This is a genomic window from Brevibacillus halotolerans (assembly GCF_026891775.1).
Lineage (GTDB): Bacteria > Bacillota > Bacilli > Brevibacillales > Brevibacillaceae > Brevibacillus_B > Brevibacillus_B halotolerans.
Genome location: NZ_JAPTNK010000013.1, coordinates 53,722 through 71,493 on the forward strand (window position 1 = coordinate 53,722; position 17,772 = coordinate 71,493).

At 42.1% G+C, this 17,772-nt stretch carries 15 protein-coding genes, 1 riboswitch and 1 other annotated feature; of the genes, 8 read left to right on the forward strand and 7 right to left on the reverse strand.

Annotation, left to right across the window (positions count from 1 at the left end; translation table 11 throughout):
* Nucleotides 1-24 precede the first annotated feature (24 nt).
* Entirely contained in the window at nucleotides 25-870 is an 846-nt protein-coding gene (locus O0550_RS16320) for a deoxyribonuclease IV (protein ID WP_258426833.1), read from the forward strand.
* 56 nt (nucleotides 871-926) lie between these two features.
* Nucleotides 927-1,346 (forward strand): hypothetical protein, encoded by a 420-nt coding sequence (locus O0550_RS16325; protein ID WP_003338106.1) that lies wholly within the window; start codon nucleotides 927-929, stop codon nucleotides 1,344-1,346.
* 137 nt (nucleotides 1,347-1,483) lie between these two features.
* Here the strand turns inward: O0550_RS16325 and argS are convergent, their stop codons facing one another.
* From argS to O0550_RS24560, 4 genes are all read right to left on the reverse strand, one after another.
* Nucleotides 1,484-3,196 carry an arginine--tRNA ligase gene (gene argS / locus O0550_RS16330; RefSeq protein ID WP_258426834.1) on the reverse strand — a complete coding sequence of 571 codons (1,713 nt, stop codon included), beginning with the start codon at nucleotides 3,194-3,196 and terminating at the stop codon, nucleotides 1,484-1,486.
* A 203-nt stretch (nucleotides 3,197-3,399) separates the two neighbouring features.
* Nucleotides 3,400-3,664, reverse strand: a binding site (T-box leader).
* Between the two features lie 54 nt (nucleotides 3,665-3,718).
* Entirely contained in the window at nucleotides 3,719-3,976 is a 258-nt protein-coding gene (locus O0550_RS16335; RefSeq protein ID WP_258426835.1) for a hypothetical protein, read from the reverse strand.
* Nucleotides 3,977-4,283: 307 nt separating this feature from the next.
* A complete protein-coding gene (locus O0550_RS16340; protein WP_081476738.1) occupies nucleotides 4,284-4,382 on the reverse strand; it encodes a YjcZ family sporulation protein in 99 nt (32 codons plus the stop codon).
* 52 nt (nucleotides 4,383-4,434) lie between these two features.
* Nucleotides 4,435-4,731 (reverse strand): YjcZ family sporulation protein, encoded by a 297-nt coding sequence (locus O0550_RS24560; protein WP_081476739.1) that lies wholly within the window; start codon nucleotides 4,729-4,731, stop codon nucleotides 4,435-4,437.
* A 25-nt stretch (nucleotides 4,732-4,756) separates the two neighbouring features.
* Nucleotides 4,757-4,856: riboswitch (SAM riboswitch) on the forward strand.
* Between the two features lie 109 nt (nucleotides 4,857-4,965).
* On the opposite strand from O0550_RS24560, the gene metH reads away from it, so the two are divergent.
* Complete coding sequence (gene metH, locus O0550_RS16350) at nucleotides 4,966-8,430, forward strand: methionine synthase (protein ID WP_258426836.1); 3,465 nt, start codon at nucleotides 4,966-4,968, stop codon at nucleotides 8,428-8,430.
* 28 nt (nucleotides 8,431-8,458) lie between these two features.
* Complete coding sequence (locus tag O0550_RS16355; protein WP_003338099.1) at nucleotides 8,459-10,324, forward strand: bifunctional homocysteine S-methyltransferase/methylenetetrahydrofolate reductase; 1,866 nt, start codon at nucleotides 8,459-8,461, stop codon at nucleotides 10,322-10,324.
* A gap of 71 nt (nucleotides 10,325-10,395) precedes the next feature.
* Here the strand turns inward: O0550_RS16355 and O0550_RS16360 are convergent, their stop codons facing one another.
* Complete coding sequence (locus O0550_RS16360) at nucleotides 10,396-10,614, reverse strand: hypothetical protein (protein ID WP_003338098.1); 219 nt, start codon at nucleotides 10,612-10,614, stop codon at nucleotides 10,396-10,398.
* Between the two features lie 228 nt (nucleotides 10,615-10,842).
* Here O0550_RS16360 and nirD point away from each other — a divergent pair, with 228 nt between their 5' ends.
* From nirD to O0550_RS16375, 3 genes are all read left to right on the forward strand, one after another.
* On the forward strand, nucleotides 10,843-11,202 hold the full coding sequence (gene nirD / locus O0550_RS16365; RefSeq protein WP_003338097.1) for a nitrite reductase small subunit NirD: 360 nt from the start codon (nucleotides 10,843-10,845) through the stop codon (nucleotides 11,200-11,202).
* Nucleotides 11,203-11,237: 35 nt separating this feature from the next.
* Nucleotides 11,238-12,095, forward strand: a complete 858-nt coding sequence (locus O0550_RS16370) for a formate/nitrite transporter family protein (RefSeq protein ID WP_258426837.1) — start codon at nucleotides 11,238-11,240, stop codon at nucleotides 12,093-12,095.
* Between the two features lie 284 nt (nucleotides 12,096-12,379).
* The gene (locus tag O0550_RS16375; protein WP_258426838.1) at nucleotides 12,380-13,312 is read left to right on the forward strand and encodes a DMT family transporter; all 933 of its coding nucleotides are present in this window, start codon (nucleotides 12,380-12,382) and stop codon (nucleotides 13,310-13,312) included.
* A 136-nt stretch (nucleotides 13,313-13,448) separates the two neighbouring features.
* Here the strand turns inward: O0550_RS16375 and O0550_RS16380 are convergent, their stop codons facing one another.
* Both O0550_RS16380 and O0550_RS16385 read right to left on the reverse strand, forming a co-directional pair.
* On the reverse strand, nucleotides 13,449-14,963 hold the full coding sequence (locus O0550_RS16380; RefSeq protein WP_276565032.1) for a carboxypeptidase M32: 1,515 nt from the start codon (nucleotides 14,961-14,963) through the stop codon (nucleotides 13,449-13,451).
* Between the two features lie 166 nt (nucleotides 14,964-15,129).
* The gene (locus tag O0550_RS16385) at nucleotides 15,130-15,492 is read right to left on the reverse strand and encodes a hypothetical protein (protein WP_258426839.1); all 363 of its coding nucleotides are present in this window, start codon (nucleotides 15,490-15,492) and stop codon (nucleotides 15,130-15,132) included.
* Nucleotides 15,493-16,063: 571 nt separating this feature from the next.
* Between O0550_RS16385 and O0550_RS16390 the strand changes: the two genes are divergently transcribed.
* Nucleotides 16,064-17,668 carry a peptide chain release factor 3 gene (locus O0550_RS16390; RefSeq protein ID WP_258426840.1) on the forward strand — a complete coding sequence of 535 codons (1,605 nt, stop codon included), beginning with the start codon at nucleotides 16,064-16,066 and terminating at the stop codon, nucleotides 17,666-17,668.
* The last annotated feature ends 104 nt before the right edge of the window (nucleotides 17,669-17,772 follow it).

Consider the following 17,772-nt stretch of genomic DNA (forward strand, 5'->3'; position numbering starts at 1 on the left):
GAAACAGGGAAGGGAGGCGACAAATTGCACATCGGTTGTCATGTAAGCGTACGTCAGGGATATACGGAAGCCGCCCGGATCGCGCAACGCTTGGGAGGGACTTGCTATCAGTATTTTCCTAAAAACCCGCGCAGTTTACAAATCAAATCATTCTCAAGACAGGATGCCCAACAATGTCGTGATTTTTGCAAGGAACACAGGATTATTTCGATTGCCCACACACCATATCCAACTAATTTGTGTACAGAGGGAAGAGAGGAACAAGCGGCAATGGTGGCTTCAGTACGCAATGATTTGGAGATTGCAGACGCGTGTGGCTCGATTGGCGTTGTTGTTCATTTCGGGCAATATAAAGGAAATCACCCTGATCCGTTATTTGGCTACCAATTGATGATTCGTTCATTAAATGAAATCTTAGAAGGCTGGACAGGTAATGCACTTATTTTACTTGAAAATAATGCTGGTCAGGGAAATAAGATGGGGATGACATTAGAAGAGCTTGTACAAGTACGTGCATTGATCAATAGACCCGAGCTTGTCGGATTTTGCTTCGATACCTGCCATGCCTTTGCAAGTGGATTATGGACAGGAGGGAATTGGGAAGAGGTGCAGAAGCGAGGCGAGGAATTAGGATATTTTACTAATTTGAAGGCTGTTCATCTCAATGATTCTCGCTATCCTACCGGCTCCCATCGTGATCGCCATGCTGATATTGGTTACGGAGAGATCGGTGCTGAAAGGATAGGCGAATTGATTAGAAGCAGGGTTGTTCGTGAGGTTCCCTTATTTTTGGAAACGCCAGCAGAACGACCGGGTGGGCATAAGTCAGAAATCGCTTTTGTCAAACAATTGTTTGCAAGTCCACAGTAGGATATGATTAGAGGGACCGTATTTCAGAACGGATTTTACGAGACAGAGGAGATATTATGACACGCACAATTAAAGTAACCATTCACAGCTTTGATAAAATCAAAGAAAATTTAGCTGACCTTAATGAACTAAAACTTTATGAAGAAGCAAATGGCAAGGTCTTAGAAGCAGAAATTGAATCAGATGGCTATGCAATTGTAGATATTACAGAAGAAGAATACATTGAATTAGCTCCAGATGAATATGAGCTAATGATTATGGAATGGAAAGTGGCTGGCAAAATCGACGAGCTGATTTTAGAAACAATGTCAGACCCTAATGATGATAAGGCAATGCTATATCGTGGTGTTGACCCTATTGGAACTGTAAAAATAGAGCCTGTTTCCCTACCGAAAAAGCTGGTTGAGCAATTAGCAAAGGCTTGGTTCTCGACACCAAAACCAGCTATTGAACCGAAAATAAACGAAAAAGAGTAAAAGGAACATAGATGAGAGGCATTTAGGTAAAGCAGGATTAAAAAGAGGAGGGGAAGCCCTCCTTTTTTGGATGAGTTGGATGAATTTTTGACCAAAAATAAAAAGGGCGCCCATTGTGTTAGGGGCCCTTATTTTTCTTACATTTCCTCAGGAGCTTCCAATCCCAATAGACGGAGTCCTTCTTTTAGTACAACAATAACTGCTGCAACCAATTGTAGGCGAGCTTGTTTTACTTGCTCATCCTCTGCGACAATGCGGACATGCGCGTAGAATTTGTTGAAGGTTTGAGCCAGATCAATTACGTATTTTCCAATCTGCGAAGGATCGAATTGATCGCGAGCCTTTTCCAGAATGCTTGGGAACTGCAAGAGAGTAGTAATGACTGCCCATGCTTCTGGGCCCTCTAAAGCATTGTCTACTACGGTTACAGCTTCTGGCTGGTACCCACCTTTTTTCAATAGAGAGCAAGCGCGGGCATGAGTGTATTGAACGTAAGGCCCTGTTTCGCCTTCAAAAGTAAGCATTTCTTCCCAGGAAAAGTTGACATCGTTTAAACGATAATTTTTCAAGTCATGGAAGATAACGGCACCTACACCAACTTGGCGAGCAACCTGTTCTTTATTTGCAAGAGAAGGATTTTTGTCTTGGATTACTTTTAATACATCTGCGATTGCTTGGGACAATACTTCTTCCAACAGAACGACTTTCCCTTTGCGAGTGGACATTTTTTTACCATCTTTTAACATCATGCCAAATGGAATGTGATGCATATTGTTAGCCCAGTCATAGCCCATTTTTAGCAAGACTTTAAATAGCTGTTGGAAATGCAGGCGTTGTTCTCCGCCAACCACATATAATGCTTTTCCAAAATCATATTGCTCATGGCGATACAAAGCAGCAGCTAGGTCGCGGGTTGCGTAAAGGGTAGCACCGTCACGTTTTTTTATTAAGCAAGGAGGCATGTCGTACTCATCCAGAGATACAACCATTGCGCCTTCGGATTCTGTTAACAATCCTTTTTCCTCTAATAAATCAACAACGCGATCCATTTGATTATTGTAGAATGCTTCTCCATTGAAGGAGTCAAAGGATACACCCATTAATTCATAGATCTTTTTAAATTCTTGTAAGGATTCGTCGCGGAACCATTGCCATAATTGCTGGGCTTCTTGATCGCCGTCCTCTAATTTCTTGAACCATTCACGGCCTTGATCTTCCAATGTTGGGTCGTTTTCTACTTCTTCATGGAAGTGTACATACAGCTTGAGCAATTCTTTAATAGGCTCAGCTTTTACTTTATCTTCATCGCCCCATTTTTTATAGGCAACAATCAGTTTACCAAATTGTGTACCCCAGTCCCCCAAGTGATTGATGCGAACTGGCTGATAGCCATGCTTTTCCATGATGTTTGCAAGTGCATTCCCGATAACGGTTGAGCGCAAATGCCCCATCGAGAAGGGTTTAGCAATGTTTGGAGAAGATAAGTCGATTGGTACCTTTTTACCAGCACCAGCAGTAGTCGCGCCATATGCAGACCCTTGCTCTAGAATCGTTTTAATACAAGCGGTTATAACGCTGGTTTGATCATAAAACAGATTGATATATGCATTTGTCACCTGTACATCCTGTAAGAAAGGCAGAGAAATCTTAGAAGCTAGCTCCGTTGCAATCATTGGTGGTGCTTTGCGTAGAGCTTTAGCTAATTGGAAGCAAGGGAAGGCTAAATCACCCATTTGTGGGTTAGGAGGAGTTTCGAGCATGCCAAGGACACGTTCGCAGGAAAAATCCTCTACGCCCATTTCAGTTAGAGCAGCAGAGATTTGTTCAGCTACTAGTTGTTTGTAATTCATGTTTATTTCATCCTTTCTTTTTAATCAACCTAAACTTTCAGGGAATATGTAATCATTCCGTGGAAAAGTGGGATACAACATAAATATAACCATAGGTATACAAGTACAGAGCGCTTTGATTAGACACAGCTTACGATGTTCAAAGCAACAACAGCAAAAAACCCCCCGTCTCTTTTGGATAGATATCAGTAAAAATCAATCCGTAAAGAGACGAGAGGTTATTTTATCATACTCCCGCGGTACCACTCTTCTTGTTCTTTTCAATTAGACCAATAAATGATCGTAATTGGAAAAAACCTGCTTGATAGCTGTAACGGGCAAACCCGGCAAGCTCTATACATTGTCAATAGACAAGATTCAAGCTGCGTCTCCGAGGTGCGCTTCATCATGGCCGTTCTATCAGGCTTCCACCAATCCTGACTCGCTAGTAGCACGAACCATCATTACTCTCCTCATCATCGAGTACATGGCTATATAGCGTCTAGTATACCCAACAAAAGACATTCTAGCAAGCAAGGTTTATCAGTGGCTCTTATTTTGCTGATCCCATTGTGCAAAATAAGATTTGGTAAGGGAATGATATGCTTCCCTACCAAATAAAAGACCCATGGCTTGACCGGTTGATAAAGGAAGATAGTATTCATAGGTTTCATGATTACCGCCTGTCATAAGATCATGGTGGTGAGTTTGGTCATGCAAATAGTGCTGTTCACTCTCATGGTGTTTTACGACAGTGTAGATTTCAAAGTCCGTCTCTTCTAGTACCTTTACTGGAATCAATGAGGCCTGAAACACAGATGTATGTAAATAGGCTAGATTGTTTTCGATGAAAATCCCTCCATCTATCTTCCTTTTTATCCTAGCAGAGGGCCATTATTTCTACAAGCGAAGGAAAGAATGGATAAGAGATGAAAGGGGCATGTGCCGGCCCCTTCCCCTCTCCTATATTGGTGAGTGTACAAACCTGAGTAATGTTTTTTGGTTTTCTTATGGAGGTATGAAACATTGTAGAATCATGTAGAGGTGGGCGCAGATAAAAAAGAGCGTAATCGAATTCAGGTTTGCCGGTGAAAGAGCTTCTTATATTTTAGCAGCAGCCGCAAGAAATGATGACCAGTAGGATGAACAGCACTAAAATGAAGCTGAAATTATCACCGAAGAAATTTCCGCAGTAAGATGTACTCATGAAAGAATTCCTCCTTAAAGGTTATATGTTTGAAGGTGTCGCTACACGGTTGCTAGTTATCGCAGCAGCTGCAGCTTATGATTACCAGCAGAATGAACAACACTAGAATGAAGCTAAAACTTCCGCCTCCCCAGTTACCGCAAAACGATGTACTCATCTGGCAATTCCTCCTTCGCTTTGTTATTCTACAGTCTATACATATCTGTCTATCTGGTGTGGGCTTATGCCTAAGGGAAGCAAAATTTGGGCAGCAGACTACAAAAAAATAAAAGATTGGCAGATAATCCATTGACGCCAATAATATCTGAATGTTAAGATACCTGTATTCAAAAGACGAACAAAACGTCATATGGACATTTAACTAAATATGATTTCTCTTATCTAGAGAGGCGGAGGGACTGGCCCGAAGATGCCTCGGCAACCGATAGATCAGGTGCCAATTCCAGCAGGGCTGTTTGCCTTGAAAGATAAGAGGGGATAAGTTCCTACTTAACGAACATTAGTAATCCTCTTCTTGCTTTCAGGCAGGAAGGGGATTTTTTTATTTGCCAAGTCTAATGGAGATTACGGAGGGGTATGGGAGATGAACAAACCAACATTGCAAGAGCAGCTAGCACGAAAAATATTGATACTCGATGGTGCAATGGGAACGATGCTACAGCAGGCTAATCTCACAGCGGACGATTTTGGCGGTGAGGAATATGAAGGCTGCAACGAACTATTGAATGTAACAAGACCAGATGTCATCCGGCATATTCATGCTACCTATTTTGAAGCAGGTGCTGACATTGTGGAAACAAACACATTTGGAGCAACTGATGTTGTTTTGGCTGAGTATGACATAGCAGATCGAGATTATGAACTTAATCTGGCAGCTGCACGTATTGCTAAAGAAGTAGCAGATGAATTTAGCACGGAGTCGTGGCCACGTTATGTAGCAGGCTCTATGGGGCCCACTACGAAAACCCTTTCGTTAACAGGGGGCGTTACATTTGAGCAATTAATTCATGCGTACTATCGTCAGACTAAAGCATTGATGGAAGGTGGGGTAGATTTATTACTGGTGGAAACCTCACAGGACACATTGAACGTAAAAGCTGGGGGTATTGGCATACGTCAGGCATTTCAGGAGCTTGGCTATGAGCTGCCTATCATGATTTCTGGAACAATCGAACCGATGGGCACGACTCTGGCAGGCCAAAACATCGAGGCTTTTTATGTATCGATTGAACATCTCAAACCGATCACGATTGGTCTGAATTGCGCGACAGGTCCGGAGTTCATGCGTGACCATTTACGAACCTTATCTGATCTGGCCTTGTGTGGAATCAGTTGTTATCCTAATGCAGGTTTACCTGATGAGAATGGTCACTATCACGAGTCACCGCAGGGGTTAGCGATGAAAATGAAAGCATTTGCGGAAAAGGGATGGCTTAACGTAGCGGGTGGTTGTTGTGGTACCACACCCGAGCATATTCGAGCGCTACACGAAGCATTGCAAGGGATTACACCACGAGAAAATAAAAAGTCTCATGCAACTGCTGTATCAGGCATTGAGGTGCTCTATGTTGAGGACGACAATCGCCCCATTTTTGTAGGGGAACGTACCAACGTTATTGGATCTAAGAAGTTCCGTGACTTGATTGCTGCTGGTCAATTCGAGGAAGGATCAGACATAGCACGGGCACAGGTAAAACGAGGAGCCGCTGTTATAGATATTTGTTTAGCAGACCCTGACCGTGATGAGTACGAGGATATGGAGAAATTTCTTCCATACGTAAGCAGAAAGGTAAAAGCACCGTTGATGATCGATTCCACGGATAAAAAGGTAGTGGAGCTGGGCTTGAAATATTCTCAGGGGAAGGCAATCATTAATTCGATTAATCTAGAAGATGGACTAGATCGTTTTGAAGAGGTTGTACCACTGATTCATAAATATGGAGCGGCTGTGGTTGTCGGGACCATTGATGAAACGGGAATGGCAATCACTCGTGAACGCAAGCTGGAGGTAGCTAAACGTTCCTACGATTTGTTGGTAAATCAGTTTGGAATTAATCCGCAGGACATTATTTTTGATGCTCTTGTATTTCCGGTAGGAACAGGCGATGAGCAATACATTGGTTCAGCACAGGAAACGATAGAAGGTATCCGCCTTATTAAACAACATTTTCCATTATGTAAACAAATTCTGGGTGTGAGCAATGTTTCCTTTGGATTACCCCCGGCAGGTCGTGAGGTTTTAAATGCGGTCTTTTTATATCACACAACAGTAGCCGGGCTTGATTACGCGATTGTTAACACCGAAAAGATAGAACGTTATGCTTCGATTTCTGAAGAGGAACGCAAGCTGGCAGAGGACTTGTTATTTCATACAAACGATGAAACCTTAGCAACGTTTACTGATTTTTATCGGCAGAAAAAGAAAGAGGTTGTAAAAGAGGTATCCAATCTAACGTTAGAAGAACGTTTAGCTAATTATGTGGTGGAAGGCTCGAAGGACGGATTAATCCCAGATTTAACCCTCGCTTTGGAAAAATATGTTCCGCTTGATATTATTAATGGTCCCCTTATGAAAGGGATGGAAGAGGTTGGTCGCCTGTTTAACGGGAACCAATTGATTGTAGCAGAAGTGCTACAGAGTGCAGAGGTCATGAAGGCGTCAGTTGCCTTTTTGGAACCGCATATGGAAAAGTCTGAATCAACCGTAAAAGGAAAAATCTTGTTAGCTACGGTTAAAGGGGATGTCCACGATATCGGTAAAAACCTAGTGGAGATCATTTTATCCAATAATGGCTATGAGGTAATTAATTTAGGGATTAAAGTTGCACCAGAGCAGTTGATTGCTGCGTGTCATCAGGAAAAACCAGATGCCATTGGGCTTTCAGGTTTATTAGTAAAATCAGCGCAGCAGATGGTGATTACCGCTCAGGATTTGCGAAGCTCTGGCATTGATGTACCGCTGATGGTTGGAGGAGCGGCTCTCACGCGTAAATTTACGACAAATCGAATTGCTCCTGAATATGAAGGCATCGTTTTATTCGCAAAAGATGCGATGGATGGCCTGAACCTAGCTAATAAATTGCATGATCCGCAAGCTCGACTGAAGCTGGTAGAGGAATTACAAGCGCAAGCGACAGTCAACCAGGCTCAAATAGAAGAAAAAGCTAGCGAATCAGTTGTTATTCCACAGCCGGAAATGATTCGCTCTGCGACAAGCATTACAACACCGGTCTATGTTGCACCTGATTTGGAGCGCCATGTCTTGCGCAACTATCCGATTAACCATCTGCGTCCTTACGTTAATTTACGCATGCTGCTTGGAAAGCATCTTGGTATCAAGGGCAACGTCGATAAATTAATCGAATCAGGTGACAAGAAAGCGACCGAATTATATGAAATCGTAGATGATTTGCTAAATGAAGCGATCCGTAGTCAGATTTTGCAGGCGAATGGAATGTATCAATTCTTTCCGGCTCAATCTTTTGGCAATGACATCCTGATCTATGATCCAAACGATCATACAAAGCTGTTAGAACGTTTTACTTTCCCGCGTCAACCGCAAGCTCCTCATCTTTGTCTCGCTGATTTTTTACGGCCTGTGGAAACGAATGAGATGGATTACGTAGCTTTCTTGACTGTTACAGCCGGAAGGGGAGTGAGAGATTTAGCGCAGGAATGGAAAGAAAAAGGGGACTATTTACGTTCTCATGTCCTGCAAGCAGTCGCCCTAGAGCTAGCAGAAGCGTTTGCCGAACGAATTCATCATGTTATTCGCGATTCATGGGGCTTTCCAGACCCAGCAGATATGACTATGCTAGAGCGTTTTGGGGCGCGTTATCAGGGAATCCGCGTATCGTTTGGATATCCTGCTTGCCCGGATTTAGAAGATCAAGAAAAACTCTTTAAGCTGTTGTCGCCACAAGACATCGGAATTCAACTAACAGAAGGCTTCATGATGGACCCTGAAGCATCCGTGTCAGCCATGGTATTTGCTCATCCTGAAGCCCGTTATTTTAATGCGACTCCACCAGTTGGAGTGGAAGTGTGATCATAAACGACGAAAAGGGGGAGTCTCAATGGGAAAACGGGATTTGCGCGCTTATCTCACACAGCACGTACTAGTGGGTGACGGAGCGATGGCTACTCAGCTATACGAGCAGGGAGTTCCGATTGGCGTTAGTTACGAAGAGTTATGTTTAAGTAATCCACAGATAATCCGCAACGTACATACCGCTTATTATGAAGCGGGAGCACGGCTGATTGAGACGAATACATTTGGGGCTAATCGGGATAGCTTGTCCCGATATGGCCTAGAAAGTAAGGTTACGCGGATGAATCGAGCCGCGGTGACCCTTGCGAGGGAAGCGGTCGGAGATGATGCTTTCGTAGTTGGAGCGATGGGTTCAATTATTGCTGGACGTGTCCGCACTAAGCAAATTGACCAATTTAAAGACCAGTTCGAAGAGCAAGCTACTTCTCTTTTGCATGCAGGTGTAGACGGAATTTTGCTGGAAACGTTCTTGGATGTTGATGAATTATTGCTAGCGCTGGAGGTGATACGTCCTCTTACAGAGCTACCCATCATAGCCCAGCTTGCTACTTTGGAAGTAGGTACCACGCGTGATGGGCATTCGTTGACATATGCCTTCCAGCAGATTAAGGATGCAGGAGCGGACGTAATAGGACTCAATTGTCGCTTGGGACCGGCAGAGATCCTGCGTTCCTTCGAAGCTACAGTGTGTCCAGATGATGTTTTTCTCTCTGCATTCCCCAATGCAGGCCGTCTTGGCATGGCTGATGGAACCCTTTCTTACAAATCATCTCCAGACTACTTTGCGGAAAGTGCTTTGCGCTTACATGAACAGGGTGTAAGACTAATTGGGGGTTGTTGTGGTACAACGCCAGAACATACCAGAGCAATTGCAGAAAAATTGGCAGGGCGCAAACCGCTGCCACGGGTGAATCCACCCGCTCCTATTCACTCGGAGAGAATTGAGGTGCAGGCCGTCCAAAAACGTCTTCAGCCAAGTATTATCGAAGAAGTAAAGCACCATCCTACGATTATCGTTGAATTCGATCCGCCTAAGGATCTGCATACGGAAGATTTCTTACAGGGCTGTTGTGCTTTACATGATGCCGGTGCGAATGCAATAACGCTAGCAGATAACTCACTAGCAACAGTTCGTATGAGCAATATGGCTTTAGGAGCCATGATGAAGCGATTAGGAATCGAGCCGCTACTTCACATTGCCTGCCGCGACCGTAATCTGATTGGACAGCAATCACATTTAATGGGTCTTCACGCACTGGGTATTGACCAGGTACTAGTTATTACGGGCGATCCTTCACGCTTTGGAGATTTGCCGGGTGCTAGTTCTGTCTATGATGTGAGCTCATTTGATTTAATCCGTATGGTAAAACAGTTAAATCAAGGCTATGCGTTTTCGGGCAAACAATTGAAGCAGCATGCTCAGTTTATTGTCGGGGCAGCATTTAATCCACATGTGCGCCACTTGGATGCAGCTGTGGCTCGTTTAGAAAAGAAGGTTGAGGCTGGAGCCGATTACATTATGACGCAGCCTGTTTATGATGCCGAGACCATTGTACAAATATATGAAGCCACGAAGCATATTCGTGTACCTATCTTTATTGGCATCATGCCGTTAACGAGCTCGCGTAATGCAGAGTTTTTGCATAACGAGGTACCTGGTATCAAGCTGTCCCCATATGCATTAGAACAAATGAAGCTATTTACAGGTGAAGCCGCTCGTCAGGAAGGGAATCGTATGGCAAAGGAACTAATCGATGCAACGCTTCAATACTTTAATGGAATATACTTGATTACCCCGTTCAATTACTACCAGATGACCGTCGAGCTGACCCAATATATCAGGCAACAAGAGCAAGTAAAAGCAGGCCTTAAAGAAGTGTCCAGCTCATAAGGAGCAGAGAGTTAATCATACCGTTCAGATAAAGGAAGACCCTTACAAGAAAACGTAGGAGGTCTTCTTCGTTATGTACCTTTTTTACGGTTTTGGACAACGGAATAAATAAGGTGAACCATAACCAAAAAAATCAGAATGCCAAGCAAAATATTTGTGGTTTGTATTGCTTTACTTATCTTACTTAATTCAGAATGAATCCCGATTAGAGCATTCCCTGTCTTACTGCTAATATCACCAATACTGTGTGCAATATCGTTAAAATATTGACGTAACGAAGAAAAATCCATTGTTTCCCCTCCAACTCAAAAAAGTAGATATTAATTGGTTAGTATTCTATATTTGGGTAGATAATCACCAATTTTTCTTCCCAAATGTGACAAAACAGAAAAGAAAGTGAAAAATTTCTCATAAAGTGACAGATATAACTTTTGCATTGAAGCCGAACCCGTTATACTACGAATGTAGAATGAAATAGAGATTTTTTGTATGTCCAAAGGGAAGGAAGTGTTAGAAGCATGCTGCATCCTGTTGCTGAACAGTTAGTTTGTTTCTATGAAATAGGGAATATTGATGATTTTCCAAAGAAAGTAGGCCGAGTGGTTTGTGTAGAAGAAACAGAGGTTGCTCTGTTTCGTTTAGATGATGATCAATTCTATGCAGTGGCTAATCGCAATCCACATCCTAGGGGAGGCACATTAGTAGACGGAATCGTTTCTGATCTATTTTTGTATGACCCTTTGTACGACTGGAAAATTTCGCTGGTTGATGGAACCGTACAAGCTCCTGATCGAGGCCAAGTAGAAGTATACCCTGTAGTGGTCGAAGGAAAAACGGTGAAACTAGGCTTGCCTGCTTGCGATAACTTTTTATCTTAACATACACGTGCCTAACACCTAAGGAGTTGGAGACCTTGTATACTGATACTCTGGAAATAATGGCTAAGAACGCAGTAAAGAAAAAAGAGATGCTGGATAAAAGCATAGCCCGCTATTTACTACACGCAGCACTGGCAGGCTGTTATGTAGGGATTGGAATCGTATTAATCTTAACGGTAGGTGAGCCGTTGCTACAAGCGGGTTCCCCTCTTACGATGACATTGATGGGCGTGTCGTTTGGGATTGCTTTAACCTTGGTCATTTTTGCTGGTTCTGATTTGTTTACTGGTAATAATATGTATTTCACCATAGGTGCCTTAAGCGGGGCGACTAAATGGAAGGATGCAGGGAAGAACTGGGTATGGTGCTGGATTGGTAACCTACTCGGTGCAACTGTTTTCTGTCTGATTATTGTAGGTTCGGGTGTGTTTAGTCATGCTTCAAGCGACCATATGCTCTTTTATCTAGCAGCCAAAAAAATGAACTTACCAACTGTGCAATTATTTTTCAGAGGAATTCTTTGTAACTGGTTAGTCTGCTTGTCTATTTGGACAGCGACCCGGGCAAAGGAGGATACAGCGAAACTAATTTTGATTTTCTGGATGTTGTTTGCCTTTATTACCTCTGGCTATGAGCATAGTGTAGCCAACATGACAGTGCTAACGCTGGCGCTAATGCTTCCTCACCCAGAAACCATTACCATTGCGGGCTGGGTTCATAATCTGAGCATTGTTACACTAGGTAATATTGTCGGAGGAGCATTATTTGTAGGCACCATGTACTGGTTGGTATCGCCTATCAAAACCAAATATACAAAAGGCAAACAACAGGAAGAACGTAAAGAAATGAAGCAGGTAGCCTCAACAGATAGCGCTAACCTGCAAGCGAAATAATATATACTTCATTCGGGTAAGAAAGGTCTGTTCCTCGGCACGTGGGAGCGGGCCTTTTGTATGTTTAATAAGCATCCCGTCATAGTAAGAAGATATGTGAAGAGCTGACAGAATAATGAGATAACCGGCAGAACAATCTGAATTCAGCGAGTACACTTTTTTCTACTAAAAAAAACCAACCAAATGGTGTATTGTGGTACTATTACTGTTGATGGTAAAGACCATTTACATAAACAATAGAGAGAAAAAACGATTATTTTTATTAAAAAGTGGGAGAGATTTACTTGTCTAATAGCACGATAGCGTATATCAAAGTATCCATTGCCATGTCTATAATAGGGAGCTTTGTAGTAGTAAATAAATTTATTTTAGAGCAAATCCCTATTTTTTTAGCATCTGAATTAAGGCTATTGATTGCTAGCCTTATCTTACTGCCAATGTTTTACCGAAAGGAAAGAAGGCTTCCTACCTTATATAAAAAAGATGTTTTTGTTCTACTTATACAAAGCTTCGTAGGGATTTTTCTATTTAGCATCTGCTTGCTATATGGCTTGCAATATACGTCCGCTGTGGAGAGCGGGATTGTACTGAGTTGTACTCCAGCTGTAATGGGGGTCATTGCGTACGTTTTTCTTAAAGAGAAATTAGGCTTTGCCAAGATTTCAGGGATTTTGTTAACCATTTTAGGAACGGTTTCTATAAATGTATTCGGAATTATTGCTACGAATAGTATAAGCTTTAGCTCATTATTTGGGAACTTTCTCATTCTTTGTGCTGTTATAGGGGATGCTATCTTTTTTTCGTTTGGAAAACTATTATCGAAAGCTTGGTCTCCTTTAGCTATCTCAACGGCGTTAAGTATTGTAGGGGCGATTTTATTTTTACCACTAGCTATACATGATGCATTAAGCGTTGATCTTTCTGAAATATCCATAACGATTTGGCTGTTGGTTTTATACACAGCAATTGTCGTAACAATTTTGGCTGTCATTTTAATGAATCAAGGATTAAAAGTGATACCTGCTAGTGTAGCATCCGTGTTTACTGCGTTAACACCAATTACTACGATTTTATTATCGAGTTTAGTACTGAAGGAAGATATCTATTGGTATCATATTTTAGGAATGGGGTTTGTAGTATTGGGAATTATTGTCCTGACCCGAACAAAAGAAAAATCAGTAGGGATGAATGTAGTCAAAACAGACGAAGCTAAATGATAAATACGTCAATTGAGTGAATGTGTGATTTGTTCAATACCATTATAAATAGCCCCCTTATGCAGCATCTAAAACAGGATGAGCATGCAAGGAGGCTATTTTTTATATGTTTATAAGGAAATACCTTGTCTTATTTCTATAGCTGATATAAATCCTTATACTTTGTTTCTAGATAATGAACTAGATAGCTTGCATTTACTTTTTCCCCAGTAACGTGCTGCAAAAGCTCCTGAGGAGATTTCATTTTTCCGAATTGGTGGATATTCTCGCGTAACCATTGGTTAATCGGTGCAAAATCACCTGCACGTAAAAGATCGTCAAAATTAGGAAGCTGTTTTTTCATTGCATGCGTAAATTGAGCGGCATAAACATTTCCTAGGGAATATGTTGGGAAGTAGCCCATTAAGCCGCTTGACCAATGAACATCCTGTAGGACACCAAGATCATCGCTAGGTACATCGACGCCTAGGTATTCTTTCATTTTCTCGTTCCAAATTTGTGGTAGCTCTCCTACTTCAATGGTTTCATTGATTAAGCCCTTTTCGATTTCATAGCGGACCATGATATGCAAATTGTAGGTGAGTTCGTCTGATTCCGTACGGATAAAGGATGGTTCCACTAGGTTGGCTGCCCGATAGAAATCTTGTAAGGCTACATCGGCAAACTGCTCAGGGAAAGCTTGTTGCGCCGCTGGATAGAAATGCTGCCAGAAAGGTAAGCTTCGTCCTACCATGTTCTCCCAAAAACGAGACTGGGATTCATGAACGCCCATCGAAGTACCGTTACTTAGCAATAGACCATTGTAAGCCGCATTTACATTTTGCTCGTACATCCCATGACCTGCTTCATGTATACTGCTCCATAATGCATAACGGAAGTCCTGTTCGTCGTATCGGGTGGTTAGACGGACATCGGTGGAGCCGAAGTGAATGCAGAAAGGATGGGTACTCGTATCCAGGCGTCCAGCTTGGAAATCAAAGCCGATTTTTTGGAGCACGAGCTGATTAAATGCCGCTTGATCTGCTTTGGCAAAATGCTTTTCCATAAAGCTAATATTGGGGCGACGATTTGATTCATTGATGGCATGAACCAAAGGAACCGTTTTATCACGCAATAAGGTGAAAATTTGATCTAATTGTTTTACTGTCATACCAGGTTCATATTGATCCAACAGAGTATCATATTTATCTGGCTTTGCTCCCCAGTAATCAATGAATTCCAATTTCATTTTTACGATTTTTTCTAGGTAGGGACGGAATAGGGAAAAATCATTTTTTTCGCGAGCCTCTTCCCAAAGATTTTCAGCTTGGCTTGTAACAAGCACATATTCCTGATAACGGTCGGTAGGAATCTTTTTGTTTAAGTCAAAATCCTTTTTGGATTCTTCCACTAATTTTTGAGTGACCGCATCTAATTGCTTGTAGGCTTGCTCCTCAGTTAGACGTTGTAGGAAATCCTCCATTTGATCGGATGTGGAAAGCTTGAATGCTTCAGTGGATAAGGTCGAAATCACTTCAGAGCGAGCATCCATACCTTTTTTCGGTGCTTTTGTGCGAAGGTCCCAGTATAAGACGGCAGTTGCATTGTTGTACGCCTGAATTTTTTTAGAGAAAGTAATAAAATCGGCAGCTAATTGATTAATCGTACTCATAGACAGAACGCCTCCTAAAGAAAATTTTCTGATAAAAAATTTTTGTTTGAAAATTATGTATATATTGCGCGCCTACGATATCTTCGCTATACACGCTAACTGTCTCATTATTATAGCGGATTTTTGCTCTAAGTACATCTATCTTCAGCAAAAGAAAAGCAGTAATTTATTTGTTCGCTCTACATTTTGAATAACGGATGATGATATAGCCAATAAAGAAAATAGCAAGGATAGGCGCCATGATGATAGTCCAGTTCATCTCACTATTATGGCTATCTTTAGCTTGTGCGATCTCTAAAGAGCCAGCGACGACATACCTTTGTATTGGCATCCACCCACTGAGTCCTGTTATCATTTCCCCATTCTTCATCTCTGCAGCTAAATAGATTTCAGCATGGTTTGGAACAACTTTGTAACTGATAGCTTTAGGTGGTAGAGAACCGACTGAGAGCTTTTGGTCTTTGTCAGTAATCTCATTGATAAACTCAGGTTTTACTGTGATTTCATGTAAGACCAAATCTTCTTTCATTACATAAACCTTGTCTAAAGCGATCGGCTTACCAGTAGAGACAGTGTCAGCCGCAATAAATAGTTCAAAACCGTCATTACGCCAGTTTCATTTCTTCTTACTCTTGGTATGCTGGTTTAGAACAGCTTTGATCTGACAAAAGATGGACTCCAAATGGTAAAAGGCACCTTGGAAGCAGACGCACTTGTTAGTGATCAGCTACATCTAAAGCAATCCTATGTTATTCTTCAAAATAACAGGTAGTGATAGCAAGTGTGCTTCTAGTTTGGCTGATTGTTTGGAGTCAAGATATGCAGATATCAGTCCAATGCTCATTAAAGCAGCTATCAAAACAAGTCCGATCATCATTTTTATACGACCGATGATGCACACCCCCTTTGTTGTGAAAATATAGAAACCTTTTACATGAATGACGGATCATGTTGGATAAAGTTTCAGGAAAGATAGGACGTGGTTGAAGAGATTCGTGTTGATTGTAGACTTTTCTCTTTTATCGTGGCGAGTTTGTTTGTATAATCGTACTGGTAGAGAAGCGTAAGGAAGAATTTGATTGCTATAGGAGAATGAATAAATGACTCAATCACAAGTGAATTGGGAGAATGAAATTACGAGACGGCGTACATTCGCTATCATTTCCCACCCGGATGCCGGGAAAACGACAATGACTGAAAAATTATTGTATTATGGAGGCGCTATTCGAGAAGCCGGCGTGGTGAAAGGACGTAAAAATTCGAAGCATGCTACTTCCGACTGGATGGAGATTGAGAAAAAACGTGGTATCTCAGTAACCTCCTCTGCGATGGACTTTGAATATAAAGGACACCATATTAACATTTTGGATACACCTGGTCATGAAGACTTTAGTGAAGATACGTACCGTACATTGACTGCTGCTGATGCCGCGGTCATGATCATTGACGTAGCAAAAGGGGTAGAGGCGCAGACCATTAAGCTGTTTAAGGTTTGTCGGATGCGTGGGATTCCTATTTTTACCTTTATCAACAAATTGGATCGTCACGGAAAGGACCCGTTCTCTCTTTTAGAAGAACTAGAGAATGTTTTGGGAATCCGCTCTTATCCAATGAACTGGCCAATCGGTATGGGGAGCGATCTTTGCGGTGTATACGACCGAATGAAAAATCGCGTTGAGCTGTATCAGGATGGTAGCGATCACCAGGAGATATCCTCTGTTGAGGTAAGTGGACCTGATGATCCTAAAATTAAGAGCAGCGTAGGCGAGGTTTTGTACGATCAGCTTCAGGAAGAGGTTTCATTGTTAGATATCGCTGGCGATGAATACGATGAGTCGCTGATTGCGAAAGGGGAGCTAACTCCGGTATTTTTCGGTTCGGCGATCAATAACTTCGGCGTGCAAACTTTCCTAGAAAATTTCTTGCAGATGGCGCCATCACCTTCACCAAAGAAAAGTACGATCGGTGAGATTGATCCATTAAGTGGTAAATTCTCTGGTTTTATCTTTAAAATTCAGGCGAACATGAACCCAGCACATCGGGACCGTGTAGCATTTATGCGAATTTGCTCAGGTAAGTTCCAAAGAGGAATGAGTGTTCGTCACGTGCGGTTAGGCAAGGATATTAAATTGGCTCAACCCATGCAATTTATGGCGCAGGATCGCGAAATCGTTGATGAATCATTTGCTGGTGACGTGATTGGGTTATTTGACCCAGGAATTTTTCAAATTGGAGATACACTCTGTGTTGGGCCTGCATTTGAATATGAGGAAATGCCTCATTTCTCTCCAGAATTCTTTGCTAAGGTGACCGTTAAAGACGCGATGAAGCACAAGCAATTCCAAAAAGGCGTCATGCAACTGACAGAAGAAGGTACTGTGCAATTGTTTAAGACCCATCCATGGGATGAACTCATTCTTGGAGTGGTTGGTGTCTTGCAATTTGAAGTACTGGAGTATCGCTTGAAGGCAGAGTACGGCGTTGATATTGAATTACAACGCATGTCCTATCAGATTGCTCGCTGGATCGAAGGGGATAAAGAGGCGATGGATGCGGTTAAATCACGTAGCCAATCTGTTACAGATCGTTATGGTCGTCTAGTCATGCTATTTGATAGTGAATACCAATTGCGCATGGCACAGGAAAAATATCCGAAGCTTACTTTCCATGAGAGTTCACTAGGATTACAACGTGTAACGGACTAACATACAAAAGCAACTGCTAGAAGACGCAAGGGATGCAAAGACATCTTTTGCGTCTTTCTTTGTATAAAAAGGTTTTTTCATTCATGAAGCGGACAGCCACTCTC